The organism is Variovorax sp. GW821-FHT10D07 (assembly GCF_059415325.1).
The window spans coordinates 159,896-174,282 of the sequence record NZ_JBWKMZ010000009.1 but is presented as its reverse complement, the minus strand read 5'-3'; the positions used below and the strand labels follow the sequence as shown (position 1 = coordinate 174,282).

General features: G+C 69.5%; 15 protein-coding genes and 1 riboswitch. Of the genes, 4 read left to right on the top strand and 11 right to left on the bottom strand.

The window, feature by feature from the left end:
- Positions 1-8 precede the first annotated feature (8 nt).
- Together AC07PU_RS25020 and AC07PU_RS25015 are read right to left on the bottom strand one after the other, a co-directional pair.
- The gene (locus AC07PU_RS25020) at positions 9-872 is read right to left on the bottom strand and encodes an alpha/beta hydrolase (RefSeq protein ID WP_495321333.1); all 864 of its coding nucleotides are present in this window, start codon (positions 870-872) and stop codon (positions 9-11) included.
- Positions 869-2,380: a M20 family metallopeptidase gene (locus AC07PU_RS25015; RefSeq protein ID WP_093343569.1), complete on the bottom strand. Its 1,512-nt coding sequence runs from the start codon at positions 2,378-2,380 to the stop codon at positions 869-871. The genes AC07PU_RS25020 and AC07PU_RS25015 overlap by 4 nt, the downstream gene beginning before the upstream one ends.
- Positions 2,381-2,475: 95 nt before the next feature.
- On the opposite strand from AC07PU_RS25015, the gene AC07PU_RS25010 reads away from it, so the two are divergent.
- Complete coding sequence (locus AC07PU_RS25010; protein WP_495321332.1) at positions 2,476-3,378, top strand: DUF72 domain-containing protein; 903 nt, start codon at positions 2,476-2,478, stop codon at positions 3,376-3,378.
- Positions 3,379-3,409: 31 nt separating this feature from the next.
- Here AC07PU_RS25010 and AC07PU_RS25005 read toward each other — a convergent pair whose 3' ends face one another.
- On the bottom strand, positions 3,410-3,931 hold the full coding sequence (locus AC07PU_RS25005) for a bactofilin family protein (RefSeq protein ID WP_256222563.1): 522 nt from the start codon (positions 3,929-3,931) through the stop codon (positions 3,410-3,412).
- Positions 3,932-4,197: 266 nt separating this feature from the next.
- Between AC07PU_RS25005 and AC07PU_RS25000 the strand changes: the two genes are divergently transcribed.
- Positions 4,198-5,151, top strand: coding sequence for an ion transporter (locus AC07PU_RS25000; RefSeq protein WP_208508940.1), 954 nt, complete (start codon positions 4,198-4,200; stop codon positions 5,149-5,151).
- Here the strand turns inward: AC07PU_RS25000 and AC07PU_RS24995 are convergent.
- From AC07PU_RS24995 to AC07PU_RS24980, 4 genes are all read right to left on the bottom strand, one after another.
- Positions 5,096-5,683: an IMPACT family protein gene (locus tag AC07PU_RS24995; protein ID WP_296775609.1), complete on the bottom strand. Its 588-nt coding sequence runs from the start codon at positions 5,681-5,683 to the stop codon at positions 5,096-5,098. The two genes, AC07PU_RS25000 and AC07PU_RS24995, sit on opposite strands and share 56 nt — an antisense overlap.
- Before the next feature lie 16 nt (positions 5,684-5,699).
- Positions 5,700-6,287 (bottom strand): methionine biosynthesis protein MetW, encoded by a 588-nt coding sequence (metW, locus tag AC07PU_RS24990; RefSeq protein WP_057597361.1) that lies wholly within the window; start codon positions 6,285-6,287, stop codon positions 5,700-5,702.
- A complete protein-coding gene (metX, locus tag AC07PU_RS24985) occupies positions 6,284-7,444 on the bottom strand; it encodes a homoserine O-succinyltransferase MetX (protein ID WP_208508942.1) in 1,161 nt (386 codons plus the stop codon). Before metX ends, metW begins: the two co-directional genes overlap by 4 nt.
- A gap of 156 nt (positions 7,445-7,600) precedes the next feature.
- Positions 7,601-8,164, bottom strand: a complete 564-nt coding sequence (locus AC07PU_RS24980) for a TMEM165/GDT1 family protein (RefSeq protein ID WP_057597363.1) — start codon at positions 8,162-8,164, stop codon at positions 7,601-7,603.
- A 51-nt stretch (positions 8,165-8,215) separates the two neighbouring features.
- A riboswitch (yybP-ykoY riboswitch) is annotated at positions 8,216-8,362 on the bottom strand.
- Positions 8,363-8,628: 266 nt separating this feature from the next.
- On the opposite strand from AC07PU_RS24980, the gene rbp reads away from it, so the two are divergent.
- Positions 8,629-9,165, top strand: a complete 537-nt coding sequence (rbp, locus tag AC07PU_RS24975; protein ID WP_495321330.1) for an RNA-binding regulator — start codon at positions 8,629-8,631, stop codon at positions 9,163-9,165.
- A 71-nt stretch (positions 9,166-9,236) separates the two neighbouring features.
- Here rbp and AC07PU_RS24970 read toward each other — a convergent pair whose 3' ends face one another.
- The 4 genes from AC07PU_RS24970 to AC07PU_RS24955 are packed head-to-tail and all read right to left on the bottom strand — an operon-like array spanning position 9,237 to position 12,229.
- Positions 9,237-10,025 (bottom strand): SDR family oxidoreductase, encoded by a 789-nt coding sequence (locus AC07PU_RS24970; RefSeq protein ID WP_093343579.1) that lies wholly within the window; start codon positions 10,023-10,025, stop codon positions 9,237-9,239.
- Between the two features lie 10 nt (positions 10,026-10,035).
- Positions 10,036-10,683 (bottom strand): LPS export ABC transporter periplasmic protein LptC, encoded by a 648-nt coding sequence (gene lptC / locus AC07PU_RS24965; RefSeq protein WP_093343580.1) that lies wholly within the window; start codon positions 10,681-10,683, stop codon positions 10,036-10,038.
- On the bottom strand, positions 10,680-11,228 hold the full coding sequence (locus AC07PU_RS24960; protein ID WP_495321327.1) for a KdsC family phosphatase: 549 nt from the start codon (positions 11,226-11,228) through the stop codon (positions 10,680-10,682). The genes lptC and AC07PU_RS24960 overlap by 4 nt, the downstream gene beginning before the upstream one ends.
- A complete protein-coding gene (locus tag AC07PU_RS24955; RefSeq protein WP_261212095.1) occupies positions 11,228-12,229 on the bottom strand; it encodes a KpsF/GutQ family sugar-phosphate isomerase in 1,002 nt (333 codons plus the stop codon). The genes AC07PU_RS24960 and AC07PU_RS24955 overlap by 1 nt, the downstream gene beginning before the upstream one ends.
- Positions 12,230-12,395: 166 nt before the next feature.
- Here AC07PU_RS24955 and AC07PU_RS24950 point away from each other — a divergent pair, with 166 nt between their 5' ends.
- On the top strand, positions 12,396-14,381 hold the full coding sequence (locus tag AC07PU_RS24950; protein WP_495321324.1) for a monovalent cation:proton antiporter-2 (CPA2) family protein: 1,986 nt from the start codon (positions 12,396-12,398) through the stop codon (positions 14,379-14,381).
- Positions 14,382-14,387: the final 6 nt, after the last annotated feature.

Below are 14,387 nucleotides of genomic sequence, written 5' to 3'. Positions count from 1 at the left end.
GCCCGCGCTCAGGCCACGGCGGGAAAGCGCCGGGCCAGCCAGCGCTCGAGCGCATCGAACACCGGCTGCGCCTCGAGTTCGTTGAAGAGCTCGTGATAGAGCGTCTCGAAGCCATGCGCCTCGACCTGCCCGCTGGCCGCGGCGGCCTGCGCGAAGGCCCGGCTCGCGGCCGGCTTCACGAGCCGGTCGTCGCCCGCGTACAGCAGCAGCGTGGGCACCGGCCAGCGCGGCGCCTGGCGCAGCACGGTCTCGCCTTCATAGGCCAGGAAGCGCGCGAGCCGGCTGCCGATGCGGTCGTGGGTCAGCGGATCGTCGCGGTAGGCCTGGACCACGGCGCGGTCGTGCGAGAGGAAGTTGTCGTCGAGCCCGTTGCCCACGCGCAGGTTGGGCGCGATGCGCGGCAGCACCGCGAGCAGCAGCTTCTGGAAGCCGCTCAGGCCCGGATCGAGCCCCGGCGACGAGAGCACCAGCCCATCGACCGGCCGCACGCCGCGCGCCACCAGGCTCGCCGCGACCAGCCCGCCCAGGCTGTGGCCCAGCAGCACCAGCGGCAGCCCCGGGTTGGCCGCGCGCGCATCGTCGATCACGAGCGCGAGGTCGTCGACCAGCCGCAGCTCGCTCGGCAAGCCGCCGCGCGCGCCGCTCGAGGCGCCATGGCCATGGTGGTCATGGGCCCAGACGGCGAAGCCCCAGCCGTGCAGCCGCTCGGCCAGCGCGTGGTAGCGCCCGGCATGCTCGCCGAGGCCGTGCACCAGCACGACCACGGCGCGCGCCGGGCCCGGCGCGGGCAGGCGGCGCAGCACCAGCGTTTCGCCGCCGGGCGCGGCGAGCGACACGCGCTGCGGCTCGGGCAACGCGGCCCGCGGGCTCACGCGGCCGCCGGTGCTTCCTGCGCGGCGCGGTGCGCGGCCGGCAGCGCCGCGATCACCTCGGCCACGGCGGCCGTGAGCTTCTTGGCGTAGGGCACGTGCAGGAACTCGTTCGGGCCGTGGGCATTGCTCTTCGGGCCGAGCACGCCGCAGACCATCATCTGCGCGGTCGGGAAACCGGCGCTCAGCATGTTCATCAGCGGGATCGTGCCGCCCTGGCCGATGTAGCCGCAGGAGGCGCCGAAGTGGGCGCGCGAGGCCTTGTTGAGCGCATCCTCGAACCAGGGCGTGATGGTGGGCGCGTTCCAGCCGGTGGCGCCGCCGTTGCTTTCGAAGGTGACGCGGGCCTGGTAGGGCGCGTTGTCCTCGAGCAGGGCCTTGAGGCTGCCGACCGCCTCGGCCGCGTCGACCAGCGGCGGCAGCCGCAGCGACAGCTTGAAGGCGGTGTAGGGGCGCAGCACGTTGCCCGCGTCCTTCAGCGCCGGGAAGCCCTCGGCGCCGGTCACCGACAGCGTGGGCTTCCAGGTGCGGTTGAGCAGCGCCTCGACCGGGTCGGTGGTGGTCGGCAGTGCGAACATGGTGGAGCCGCCGCAGTCGTAGTGCGCCCACGGGAAACGCTTGTAGACCTCCTCGCCGAGGATCGCGGCCGTGGCCTTGGCCTGCGCCAGCCGGTCGGGCGGCACCTCGCAATGGAAGCTCGCGGGCAGCAGGCGGCCGGTGGCGCTGTCCTCGAGGCGGTCCAGCACCTGGCGCATGATGCGGAAGCTCGAGGGCACGAGCCCCGAGGCATCGCCCGAGTGGATGCCCTCGGTCAGCACCTCGACCTTGAGCGTGCCGCTGGCCATGCCGCGCAGCGATGTGGTGAGCCACAGCTGGTCGTAGTTGCCGGCGCCCGAATCGAGGCAGATCACCAGCTCGACCTCGCCCAGGCGCGGACGCAGCGCGTCGACGTAGGGCAGCAGGTCGTAGGAGCCGCTCTCCTCGCAGGTCTCGATCAGGCCGACGATGCGCGGATGGGCCGTGCCCTGGCGCTTGATGGCCTGCAGCGCCGCGATGCTGGCGTAGACCGCGTAGCCGTCGTCGGCGCCGCCGCGGCCGTAGAGCAGGCCGTTCTCGTACTTGGGCGTCCAGGGACCGAGGTCGTTGCGCCAGCCGGTGAACTCGGGCTGCTTGTCGAGGTGGCCGTACATCAGCACGGTCTCGCGCATGTCGGTGCCGGTGGCGGGCACCTCGAAGAACAGCACCGGCGTGCGGCCCTCGAGGCGCACGATCTCCAGCTTCAGGCCCTCGACCTTCTGCGCCTCGACCCAGGCCGCGGCATTGCGCAGCACGGTCTCGAGGTGGCCGTGGGCCGACCAGTCCTTGTCGAAGCCCGGCGACTTGGCCGGAATGGCGATGTAGTCGGTGAGCTGGCGCACGATGTCGCCGTCCCACTGGGCGGTGACGTCGGACAGGGCCCGCTCGGCGTCGAGCAGGCCGGCGGGAATTTCGCGGTGCAGGGGAGCGTTCATCGGGGTTCTCCGCGGTGGGGTGGCGAGACAAAAGCCGCATTTTGCGCCCATGGCCGCGGGCGCGTAGAGTGCGGTCGATCAACCTGGAGGGCGACGTGAGCAAGGCATCGACGACTCGGATCAAGGTGGGCATCGGCGGCTGGACCTACGAGCCCTGGCGTGACAACTTCTACCCCAAGGGACTCGCGCACGCGAAGGAACTGAACTACGCGAGCCGCCACGTCAGTGCGATCGAGATCAACGGCACCTACTACAGCACCTTCAAGCCCGACAACTTCCGCAAATGGCGCGATGACACGCCCGAGGGCTTCGTGTTCTCGATGAAGGCCTCGCGCTTCGCGACCAACCGCAAGCTGCTTTCCACCGCGGGCGAATCGATCCGGCGCTTCATCGACAGCGGCGTGACCGAGCTCGGCCCCAAGCTCGGGCCGATCGTCTGGCAGTTCATGCCGACCAAGCAGTTCGATGCCGAGGACTTCGAGGCCTTCCTCGAGCTGCTGCCGAAGAAGGAGGGCAGCACGCCGCTGCGCCACGTGATGGACGTGCGCCACGAGAGCTTCATCGTGCCGGCCTACAAGGCGCTCGCGAAGAAGCACAAGGTGTCGACCGTCTTCACCGACGCCGACAAGTTTCCGTCCTTCGAGGAGCCCGAGGGCGAGTTCGCCTATGCGCGGCTCATGATGGCCGACGCGAAGCAGAAGACCGGCTATGCACCGAAAGCGCTCGACGACTGGGCCGAACGCGCGCAGGGCTGGGCCGGAACGACCGCGAAGCCGCGCGAGGTGTTCGTCTACTTCATCAACGGCGCGAAGGAGCGCGCACCGGCAGCGGCGGCGGAATTGCTCAAGCGCCTGGGCTGGGAAGCGCCGGCACCGGTGGAAGAACCGGCAGCGGCACCGAAGGCGCCCAGAACGCCGAAGCCGCCGGCTGCCGCGAAGAAGGCGGCGGGCACGGCGGCCAAAAAAACGAAGACCGGGGCGGCTTCGAAGAAAGCCTGACCCGGCCCGCGCGGCGATCGGAAACGGCCGATCAGGCCGCGGCTTGCACCGCGGGCTTCGCGCCGAAGCTGATTTCGCCCGAGATCTGGCCGCCTTCCTCGATCACGATCTTGCCGTAGCGGATCTTGCCCGTGACCTTGCCGGTCGAATGGATCACGAGCTTCTCGCGCACCGTGAGGTTGCCGTCGAACACGCCGCGGATCTCGGCGATGTCGATCTCGGCCGAGCCCTTGAACTCGCCCTGTTCGGCGATCTGCATCAGGCGCGAATCCATGGTGGCCTCGACCAGGCCTTCGACCACGAGCGTGTCGCAGTCGGTGATCTCGACGCCCTTGAGCTTGATGTTGGGGCCGACGGTGAGCTTGCTGCCGCCTTCCTTCACGGCGGGTGCGGCGGCGGCGGCATTGAGGCCGGCCTGGGCGGTCAACGAGGAGGGATTGACGGGGGAGCCCGAGAGGTTGGTGCCCGAGCCCACGAGCGGCGCGGGCCTGGAGGTCAATGCATCGTTTTCGCGTTCGCGCTTGCCGAAGAAAGGGGAGGAAGAAGTGGCCAAAAGAGAGCTCCTCATGAAAAGGACTATCGTAAGAATGCGCTTGGGGCCTCCTGCACTTCATTGCGCAAGAGGCGTAACCGAATAAATCGGTCGCGCGCCATCATCGCCCGATTCGCTGGCGGTGCCAACCACAAAGGACGATGTCCTTTCACGGGTGCGCGAAGCGCGGGAAGTTCCCTTGGTTCGCGCCGTATGCGACGGACTCCGACCCGAACGGCGCACCTGCGCATCGACAATGCGCCGCAGCCCACCAGCGACCCGCCACCATGACGACCTTCCTCTCGAGAGACACCATCGCTTCCCTCACGGCCGAGGCCGCGGCCGGTGACGCGCGCTTCGGCAAGCCCGAGCGCGGCTGGCGCCGCTCGCTGTTCTCGGTGATCTTCGAATCCGAATCGCGCGCGGGCCGGTTGTTCGACCTGGTGCTGATCGCGGTGATCGTGACCAGCGTGGCGGTGGTGATCCTCGACAGCGTGCAGCCGATCCACCAGCGCTGGGGCTCGACCTTCAGTGTGCTCGAATGGTTCTTCACCGCGCTCTTCACGCTCGAGTACCTGGGCCGCCTGGCCTGCGTGAAGCGGCCGCTGCGCTATGCCCTGAGCTTCTACGGCGTGATCGACCTGCTGGCGCTGCTGCCGACCTTCCTGGCCATCCTCACGCCCGAGCTCGCCTACCTGATCGACGTTCGCATCCTGCGGCTCTTGCGCGTGTTCCGCATCTTCAAGCTCTCTCGCTATTCGGCCGAGTACCGCGCGCTGGTCTCGGCGGTGGCGGCCAGCCGCCGCAAGATCACCGTGTTCGTCGGCTTCGTGATGCTGGTGGTGCTGGTGATGGGCACGCTGATGTACGTGGTCGAGGGCCCGCAGCACGGCTTCACCAGCATCCCGGTGGCGGTGTACTGGGCGATCTCGACCATGGCCACGGTGGGCTTCGGCGACCTGGTGCCCAAGACCGACCTGGGCCGCGCGATCGCCTCGGTGATGATGCTGCTGGGCTGGGGCGTGCTCGCGGTGCCCACCGGCATCGTGACGGCCGAGATGGCGCGACGGCCCTTCGACGACGAGGGCGGCGCGGCGGCCTTGCCGCTGGCGTCGCGCGGCGTGCTCGCGATGACGGCGCTGGCGCCCGACGCGGCCGATGCGCCGGCCGTGCCGCGCAAGCGGATCACGCCCGCGGCCAGGCGACGCGCCCTTGGGCAGCATCGTCGAGGCGCGCGATGAAGGCCTCGGCCGCGGTCTCGGGCAGCGCGAAGACGAAGGCCACCGTGCTGGCGTGCGCCACCGATTCGAGCACCGCGCCGGCCGCGGCCAGCTCGCGCCGCACCAAGCCCTCGAGCGCATAGGGCACTTCGCAGCGCAAGGTGCGCAGGCGCACCAGCGGCACCAGCCGTGCGCCGGTCAGCGCCTGCGCGATGCTGTCGGTGTAGGCGCGCACCAGCCCGCCCGCGCCGAGCTTCACGCCGCCGAAGTAGCGCACCACGGTCGCGAGCGCGCCTTCGATCTGCTGGTGGCGCAGCACCTCGAGCATCGGCCGGCCCGCGGTGCCGCCCGGCTCGCCATCGTCGTTGGCGGCCGACTGGCCGCCGGCCATCAGCGCCCAGCACACGTGGGCCGCGCCCGGATGTTCGGCGCGCAGCGCGGCGACGACGGCCAGCGCCGCCTCGCGGTCGGGCACGGACTGCACGCAGCCGATGAAGCGGCTCTTCTTGATCAGCAGTTCGCTGTGGACCGGCTGGGCGAGCGTGAACGCCATGGGCGGCGGGGCGCCTTCAGCCCCCGTGCTCGAACTTGAACACCGCGGTGCTCGCGCGCGCATTGGGCAGCCAGCGCACGTCGCGGCCGTCCTGCAGGCCGAAGGCATCGAGCACGCGCAGGTTGTTCTTGCGCGCGAGCACCTCGAAGTCCTTGAAGGTGCCCACGCGGATGTTGGGCGTGTCGTACCACTGGTAGGGCAGCCGCCGCGTGACCGGCATGCGGCCGCGCGCCACGCTGATGCGGTTGGGCCAGTGCGCGAAGTTGGGGAAGGCCACGATGCCGAAACGGCCCACGCGCGCGGTCTCGCGCAGCATCACCTCGGCATTGCGCAGGTGCTGCAGGGTGTCGATCTGCAGCACCACGTCGAAGGTGGCGTCGTCGAACATCGCCAGGCCTTCGTCGAGGTTGAGCTGGATCACGTCGACGCCGCGGCGGATGCACTGCAGCACGTTGCCGTCGGCGATCTCGACGCCGTAGCCGGTGCAGCCGCGCTCGCGCTGCAGCAGCGCGAGCAGGGCGCCGTCGCCGCAGCCGAGGTCGAGCACGCGCGAGCCCTCGGGCACGAGCGCGGCGATGTGGCGCTGGATGTCGTTGTCGCTCACGATGCGATCTCCTGGGCCACGCGCTCGAAGTAGGAACGCACCACGCCCATGTAGCGCACGTCGTCGAGCAGGAAGGCGTCGTGGCCGTGCGGGGCGTCGATCTCGGCGTAGCTCACGTTGCGGCGGTTGTCGAGCAGCGCCTTCACCAGCTCGCGGCTGCGCGCGGGCGAGAAGCGCCAGTCGGTCTTGAAGCTCACGAGCAGGAACTTGGCGCTGGCGCGCGCGAACGCGGCCGTGAGGTTGCCGCCGTGCTCGCGCGCGGGGTCGAAGTAGTCGAGCGCGCGCGTGATGAGCAGGTAGGTGTTGGCGTCGAAGTACTCGCTGAACTTGTCGCCCTGGTAGCGCAGGTAGCTCTCGATCTGGAACTCGATCTCCTGCGTGGAGTAGCGGTAGGCCGCGTCGTCGCGGGCCGCCTCGCCCTCGACCGCATTGCGCAGCAGGCGCCCGAACTTCGCGTTCATGACGTCGTCGCTGAGATAGGTGATGTGGCCGATCATGCGGGCGATGCGCAGGCCGCGCTTGGGGATCACGCCGTGCTCGTAGAAGTGGCCGCCGTGGAAATCGGGGTCGGTCACGATGGCGCGGCGCGCCACCTCGTTGAAGGCGATGTTCTCGGCCGTGAGGTTGGGCGCGCTGGCGACCACCACCGCGTGGCGCACGCGCTCGGGGTACTGCAGCGTCCACGACAGCGCCTGCATGCCGCCGAGGCTGCCGCCCATCACCGCCGCGAGCGTGCGGATGCCGAGCGCGTCGAGCAGCGCGGCCTGGGCGTCGACCCAGTCCTCGACCGTGACCACCGGGAAGTCGGCGCCGTAGACGCGGCCGGTCGCGGGGTTCACGTGCATCGGCCCGGTGGAGCCGAAGCAGGAGCCGAGGTTGTTGACGCCGATGACGAAGAAGCGGTCGGTGTCCAGCGGCTTGCCGGGCCCGACCATGTTGTCCCACCAGCCCGCGGAACGGGCCTGACCCTCGTAGACGCCCGCGACGTGGTGCGAGGCATTGAGGGCGTGGCACACGAGCACCGCATTGCTGCGCTCGGCATTGAGCGTGCCGTAGGTTTCGTAGGCGAGCGTGTAGCTGCCGATGGTCGCGCCGCTGCGCAGGGCCAGCGGGCCCGCGAACTGCATCGACTGGGGAGTGACGACCAACGAGGACATGAAATGAAAAACCCGGCCTCGCCAAAAACGAGCCGGGTCACGGCATCCGTCTTTAGCTGTATTTATCAAGCGCCCGCAAGCTGGAGCAAATCGGCGCGAGCGGCAGTATATCGCCGCGGGCCCGGGACGGCAGGCCCCGGGCTTTGGACGGCGGCGCTACCAGCCGATCAGCGCGACCACGCCCAGCACCAGGAAGATGACGGCCGAGATCGAGTGCACGAGCTTGATCGGCACGCGCTTGACGATGCGGTCGCCGAGCCAGACCACCGGCGCGTTGGCCAGCATCATCCCGAAGGTGGTGCCGACCACGACCCAGAAATAGGCCTCGGTGAAGCGCGCCGCGAGCATCACGGTGGCGATCTGCGTCTTGTCGCCCATCTCGGCGAGGAAGAAGGCGACCACCGTGGTGCCGAAGACGCCGAAGTGCGAGGAGCGCGGGGCATCGTCGTCGTCGAGCTTGTCGGGGATCAGCATCCAGATCGCCATCGCGATGAAGGAGCCGCCGAGGATCCAGCGCAGGATGTCGGGGCCGAGCCAGTGGGTGATCCAGTTGCCGACCGCGCCCGCCAGCGCGTGGTTGATGACGGTGGCGGCGAAGATGCCCGCCACGATCGGCCAGGGTTTTCTGAAACGGGCTGCCAGCAGGAGGGCGAGCAACTGGGTCTTGTCGCCCATTTCGGCGAGCGCGACGACGCCGGTCGCGACGAGAAAAGCTTCCATGAAAAAACGGTTCCTTGGCCGAAGGGACGCAATTGACCGTGCAACACCTTCGGCGAAATTTCCCGAAGTTGCACGGTCAATGGTCTCGCCAGGTGTTGTTCTTCACTGCCCGCGCCATGTCCTGTGTGGGGCAGGACAAGTCTGTTGACGCGGGCCCTTCTCGTAGACGGAAGGCGGCTACTCCCCAATGACGGGCGAATTCTAACCCTTAAGTGTCATAGGCCCAGTTCGGGGCCTGGTTAGTAAGCGTGCGCTAACTCCAGGAGTCAAAATCTGTGCTACCGCAAGAAGCAAATTCCTGCTTGCATTTCTTGTATTTCACCCATAATGCACGAGCCTCCCTTTTCATTTCGGGTTGGAGGCACTGGGTGATCGGACAGTTTCGCGCGACTCGGCGGCTCTCGTTTGAGTGATGCTAATCGGGACTCCATCGCTTTTCTTGATGTGTTTATAGGAGTCCCTTGATGGGCAACAAACTGTACGTCGGCAACCTGCCTTACTCGGTGCGCGACGGTGATCTGGAGCAGGCATTCGGTCAGTTCGGTGCTGTGACCAGCGCCAAGGTCATGATGGAACGCGATACCGGCCGCTCGAAGGGCTTCGGCTTCGTCGAGATGGGCAGTGAAGCGGAAGCACAGGCCGCCATCAACGGCATGAACGGCCAACCCCTGGGCGGCCGCAGCGTGGTCGTCAATGAAGCCCGTCCGATGGAAGCACGTCCCCCGCGCAGCGGTGGTGGCGGCGGCTACGGCGGCGGTGGTGGTGGTGGTTATGGCGGCGGTGGTGGCGGTGGCTACGGCGGCGGCGGTGGTGGCGGCTACGGCGGTGGTGGTGGCGGCGGTCGCAGCGGCGGCGGTGGTGGCTACGGCGGCGGTGGCCGCAGTGGTGGCGGCGGCGGTGGTGGCGATGGCGGTTTCCGCAGCCCCTACGGCGCCGGCCCTCGTGGCGGCGGCGGCGGTGGTCGCGGCGGCTACGGTGGCGGCGGCAACAGCGGCTACTAATCGCTTTCCCAAAAAGACAAAAGGCTCCTTCGGGAGCCTTTTTCGTTGCCGCGGCCGGTACGGCCTCGGGTTCAGCCTTCGCCGCGCCGCTTCTTCCGCCCGCGTCCCTGCACGGCGCGGTCGAGCAGCGCATTGGGCAGCATGCGCATGATCTTGGCGATCACGCCCATCTGCCAGGGAATCACCCGGTAGCTGGCACCGCTCTCGATCGCGCCCAGCGCCCGGTCGGCGAAGGCCTCGGGCTTCATCAGGAACGGCATGCCGTAGCGGTTGCCCTGCGTGAGCGGGGTGTCGATGTAGCCGGGCAGCAGGGTCACGACCTTGACGCCGCTGCCGTGCAGCTCGCCGCGCAGGCTTTCGCAGTAGGCGACCACGCCGGCCTTGCTCGCGCAGTAGGCGCCGTGTCCCGGCAGTCCCCGGATGGCCGCGACGCTCGCGATGCCGACCAGCCGCCCGCTGCCGCGCTGCACCATCGCGCGCACGAAGGGATGGAAGGTGGCGGCCAGCCCGACGTTGTTGGTGGCGAAGGTCTGCGTCAGCACGTCGAGGTCCTCGCGCTCCGCCGTGTCGATGCCCACGCTGATGCCGGCATTGGCGATCACCACGTCGGGCACGCCCTGGCGCTCGATGCAGGCGGCACCGGCGGCCACGATGCTGTCGGTGCGCGCGACGTCGGCGCTGTAGATCAGGTAGCGGCCGCGGTCGAGTCCGCGCGCGTTGGCCCAGGCTTCGATCTCGCCGGTGCGGCGCGCGACCAGCGCCAGCCGGTAGCCCGCGTCGTAGAAGCGCGCGGCCAGCGCCTGGCCGATGCCGCTGGAGGCGCCGGTGATGAAGACGAGGGGCGACGGCGCGGTAGTCATGGCGCGGCGCTCAGCGCTTGCCCGCGGCGCCGGCCGCCTTGGCCGAAGGCACCATCGTGCCGCGCACGCGGCCGTTGAGGTTGGCGATGCCGGTCAGGTTGTCGTAGTCCATCGTGTCGGCGGTGAACTGGTCGGTGCCGCGGATCAGCGTGACGGGCTTGTTCGACTGCACGCGCTCGGTGTCGAGGAAGGCATGCAGGAAATCGCCGCGGAACTCCAGGCGCGGCGAGGTCTTGCCGTTGGCGCCGACGGCCGCGTCGCGGATGACGACCGCGTTGCCGAACAGCTGGATCTCGCTGCCGTCGGAGTTCGACAGCCCGCGGTTGGCGGTGGCGTGGGTGGTGAAGCCCTGCGGCGACACCGAGCGCATGCGCACCTCGTCGACCTCGATGGTGTCGGTGTCGGGGTAGTGCCGGCCTTCCTTGCCGAACAGCTCGCTGCGCAGGTCGCCGCTGGGCAGGAAGTTCTTGATGACGAAGCCGCGCATGAAATAGTCGGGCTCGTGGGTGGGCGCGACCTTGGCGGTCGGCTCGAGCAGCTTGGGCGCATTGCGCACCAGCCAGTAGGTGCCGAGCGCGACCGCGGCCGTCAGGATGATCGGCAGGTAGATGGTGACGCGATCGAGGACGTCGCGCAGGAGGTTCCAGGCCTGCTTCATAGGGCGGTGTTCCGTGCGACGTCGAGCAGGCGCCGGTACTGTCCGCTGGCCGTGACCAGCAGATCGCAGAATTCGCGCGCCGCGCCTTCGCCGCCGCGCGCGCGCGTCACGTAGCGCACGGCGTCGCGCACCTCGACGTGGGCATTGGCCGGCGCCGCCGCGAAACCCACGCGCCCCAGCACCGGCAGGTCGGGCCAGTCGTCGCCGATGGCCGCGACCTGCGGCCAGCCGAAGCCCAGCGACTGCAGCATGGCCTCGGCGGCCGGCAGCTTGTCCTCGGTGCCGTAGCGCACGTGCTCGATGCCGAGCGCCTCGAGCCGCACGCGCAGAGGCTTGGAATCGCGCCCGGTGATCACCGCGGGCAGGATGCCGGCCTTGCGCAGCAGCTTCAGGCCGTAGCCGTCGAGGATGCTGAAGCGCTTGAGGGTTTCGCCGTGCTCGGTGAAGTAGACGCCGCCGTCGGTCAGCACGCCATCGATGTCGAAGAAGGCGATGCGGATGTCCTGCGCGGCGAGCAATGTCTCTGGCTGGAATTCGAAGGGCATCAGATGACCTTCGCGCGCATCAGGTCGTTGATGCTGAGGGCGCCGATCAGCAGGCCCTCGGCGTCGACCACCAGCACGCTGGTGATGCGGTGCTGTTCCATCAGTTCGGCCGCTTCGACGCCCAGCGCGTCGGCGCGCAAGGTGCGCGGACCGCGGTGCATGACGTCGGCCGCGGTGAGGCCGCGCAGGTCACCGCCAGTCTCGACCCTCCGGCGCAGGTCGCCGTCGGTGAAGATGCCGATGGCGCGGCCCTCGGCATCGACCACCGCGGTGGCGCCCAGGCCCTTGGAACTCATCTCGCGCATCAGCTCGCTGAAGCTGGCGCCCGGCGCCACGCGCGGCACGTCGGCACCGGTGCGCATGAGGTCGCTCACATGCGTGAGCAGCTTGCGCCCCAGCGCCCCGCCCGGATGCGAACGCGCGAAGTCCTCGGAACCGAAGCCGCGCGCATCGAGCAGCGCCACGGCCAGCGCGTCGCCCATCGCCATCTGGGCGGTGGTGCTCGCGGTGGGCGCGAGGTTCAACGGGCAGGCTTCCTTGGCAACGCCGGCGTCGAGCACGATGTCGGCGTGCCGGGCGAGCGTGGAATCGGCGCGGCCCGTGATCGCGATCAGCGGCACGCCCTGGCGCTTGACCACGGGCAGGATCACCGTGAGCTCCTCGACCTCGCCGCTGTTGGAGATGGCGAGCACGAGGTCGACCGCCTTGATCATGCCGAGGTCGCCGTGGCTGGCCTCGGCCGGGTGCACGAACATCGCCGGCGTGCCGGTCGATGCCAGGGTGGCGGCGATCTTGCGGCCGACGTGGCCGCTCTTGCCCATGCCCATCACGACCACGCGGCCGCGCACCTCGAGGATCTTGCGCACGGCATCGACGAAGCTGTCGCCCACGCGCGCCTTGAGGCCGAGCACGGCTTCGGCTTCGATGTCGAAGGTGGCGCGTGCCCGCGCGAGCATCGCGGCGGGATCGACCACGGGGGGCGTGGGGGAGCTGGAGGGCATTGGCGGATTTTACGGGCCGCGCCCCGCCGCCCCGCGGTTCCCGGCGAGCCCCTACGCCGCGACCCGGAATGGGCCCGAAAGCCGCGCCGCGCGGGGCCCGCGGCGCTTCAGGCCCCGGTAAGCCCCTCGCCACGCGCGCACGGCTCTTGCTCTAGCATCGCCCACCATGTCTTCGTTCGATCTCACGCTCTTGTATCTGGTGGCCGCGGTGATCGGCGTGGTGGCATGCCGCTTCCTCAAGCTGCCGCCGATGCTCGGCTACCTGACGGCCGGCGTGCTGATCGGCCCGCATGCGCTGGCGCTGGCGCAGAACTCCGAAGGCATCCGGCACCTGGGCGAATTCGGCGTGGTGTTCCTGATGTTCGTGATCGGGCTCGAATTCAGCCTGCCCAAGCTGCGCGCGATGCGCAAGCACGTGTTCGGGCTCGGGCTGCTGCAGGTGCTGCTGACGATGGCGATCGCCACCGTGGGCGCGCTGCTGATCGCCTCCTTCCTGCCGCCCGACTGGCGCCTGGGCTGGCAGACCGCGCTCGCGCTCTCGGGCGCGCTCACCATGAGCAGCACCGCGATCGTGGTCAAGCTGATGGCCGAGCGGCTCGAGCTCGAGAGCGAGCACGGCAAGCGCGTGATGGGCGTGCTGCTGTTCCAGGATCTGGCGGTGGTGCCGCTGCTGGTGCTGATCCCCGCGCTGGGCGCGCCGCCCGAGGCGCTGGCCAAGGCGCTGGGCTTCGCGCTGCTCAAGGCCTGCCTGCTGATCGGCGTGCTGCTCTATGGCGGGCCGCGCGTGATGCGCTGGTGGCTCACCTTGGTGGCGCGGCGGCGCAGCGAGGAGCTGTTCATCCTCAACGTGCTGCTGGTCACGCTGGGCCTGGCCTGGCTCACCGAGCTCGCGGGCCTGAGCCTGGCACTGGGCGCCTTCATCGCCGGCATGCTGGTCTCGGAGACCGAATACAAGCACCAGGTCGAGACCGACATCCGCCCGTTCCACGACGTGCTGCTCGGGCTGTTCTTCATCACCGTGGGCATGTCGCTCGACTGGCACATCGTGGTCGAGCGCTGGCTGCTGGTGGCGGTGCTGCTGCTGGTGCCGCTGCTGTTCAAGCTCGGCCTGGTGACGCTGCTCGCGCGCAGCCTGGGCGCGACCTCGGGCGTGTCGCTGCGCACCGGCCTCTACCTGGCGCAAGCCGGCGAGTTCGGCTTCGTGCTGCTGACGCTGGCGCAGGAGCGCAGCCTGCTGCCGCCCTGGCTGGCCAACCCGGTGCTGGCCTCGATGGTGCTGTCGATGCTGGCCACGCCCTTCATCGTGATGTACAGCAACGCGATCGTGCGCAAGCTGGTGGCCAGCGACTGGCTGCAGCAGTCGCTGCAGATGACCTCGATCGCGCGCAAGACGATCAACACCGCGCGCCACGTGATCATCTGCGGCTACGGCCGCTGCGGCCAGAACCTGGCGCGCATCCTCGAGCGCGAGGGCATCCCCTACATGGCGCTCGACCTCGATCCCGACCGTGTGCGGCAGGCCGCCGCGGCCGGCGACTCGGTGGTGTTCGGCGATGCGGCGCGGCTGCAGGCGCTGATGGCCGCGGGCCTGGCGCGCGCCAGCGCGGTGGTCGTGACCTACCTCGACGTGCCCGGCGCGATGAAGGTGCTGGCCAACACGCGCGCCCATGCGCCGCAGGTGCCGGTGATCGTGCGCACCCAGGACGACCACGACCTCGAGAAGCTGCAGGCCGCCGGCGCGACCGAGGTGGTGCCCGAGGCGATCGAGGGCTCGCTGATGCTCGCCAGCCATGCGCTGGCGCTGGTCGGCGTGCCGATGCGGCGCGTGATCCGCGTGGTGCAGGACCAGCGCGACGCGCGCTACAACCTGCTGCGCGGCTACTTCCACGGCGCCGACGACGACAACGCCGACGAGCTCGACCACGAGCGCCTCAACACCTTCACGCTCACGACCGGCGCGCGCGCCATCGGCCAGACGCTGGAGCGGCTGTCGCTGCAGGGCCTGGGCGTGCGGGTGGCGAGCCTGCGGCGCCAGGACGGCCAGCCGCGCGTGCCGGCCGAGGACACCGTGCTGTCGGACGGCGACACGCTGGTGCTGTCGGGCAAGCCGGCCGCGCTGGCGATGGCGATCGAGCGGCTGCAGAAGGGCTGAGCCTGC

Coding starts and splice junctions, on each gene's coding strand:
- AC07PU_RS24955 (WP_261212095.1), bottom strand. CDS start 12,229: ATGCCCTCCAGCTCCCCCACGCCCCCCGTGGTCGATCCCGCCGCGATG.
- AC07PU_RS24980 (WP_057597363.1), bottom strand. CDS start 8,164: ATGGAAGCTTTTCTCGTCGCGACCGGCGTCGTCGCGCTCGCCGAAATG.
- lptC (WP_093343580.1), bottom strand. CDS start 10,683: ATGAAGCAGGCCTGGAACCTCCTGCGCGACGTCCTCGATCGCGTCACC.
- metX (WP_208508942.1), bottom strand. CDS start 7,444: ATGTCCTCGTTGGTCGTCACTCCCCAGTCGATGCAGTTCGCGGGCCCG.
- rbp (WP_495321330.1), top strand. CDS start 8,629: ATGGGCAACAAACTGTACGTCGGCAACCTGCCTTACTCGGTGCGCGAC.
- AC07PU_RS24950 (WP_495321324.1), top strand. CDS start 12,396: ATGTCTTCGTTCGATCTCACGCTCTTGTATCTGGTGGCCGCGGTGATC.
- AC07PU_RS25000 (WP_208508940.1), top strand. CDS start 4,198: ATGACGACCTTCCTCTCGAGAGACACCATCGCTTCCCTCACGGCCGAG.
- AC07PU_RS24960 (WP_495321327.1), bottom strand. CDS start 11,228: ATGCCCTTCGAATTCCAGCCAGAGACATTGCTCGCCGCGCAGGACATC.
- AC07PU_RS24970 (WP_093343579.1), bottom strand. CDS start 10,025: ATGACTACCGCGCCGTCGCCCCTCGTCTTCATCACCGGCGCCTCCAGC.
- AC07PU_RS24995 (WP_296775609.1), bottom strand. CDS start 5,683: ATGGCGTTCACGCTCGCCCAGCCGGTCCACAGCGAACTGCTGATCAAG.
- AC07PU_RS25015 (WP_093343569.1), bottom strand. CDS start 2,380: ATGAACGCTCCCCTGCACCGCGAAATTCCCGCCGGCCTGCTCGACGCC.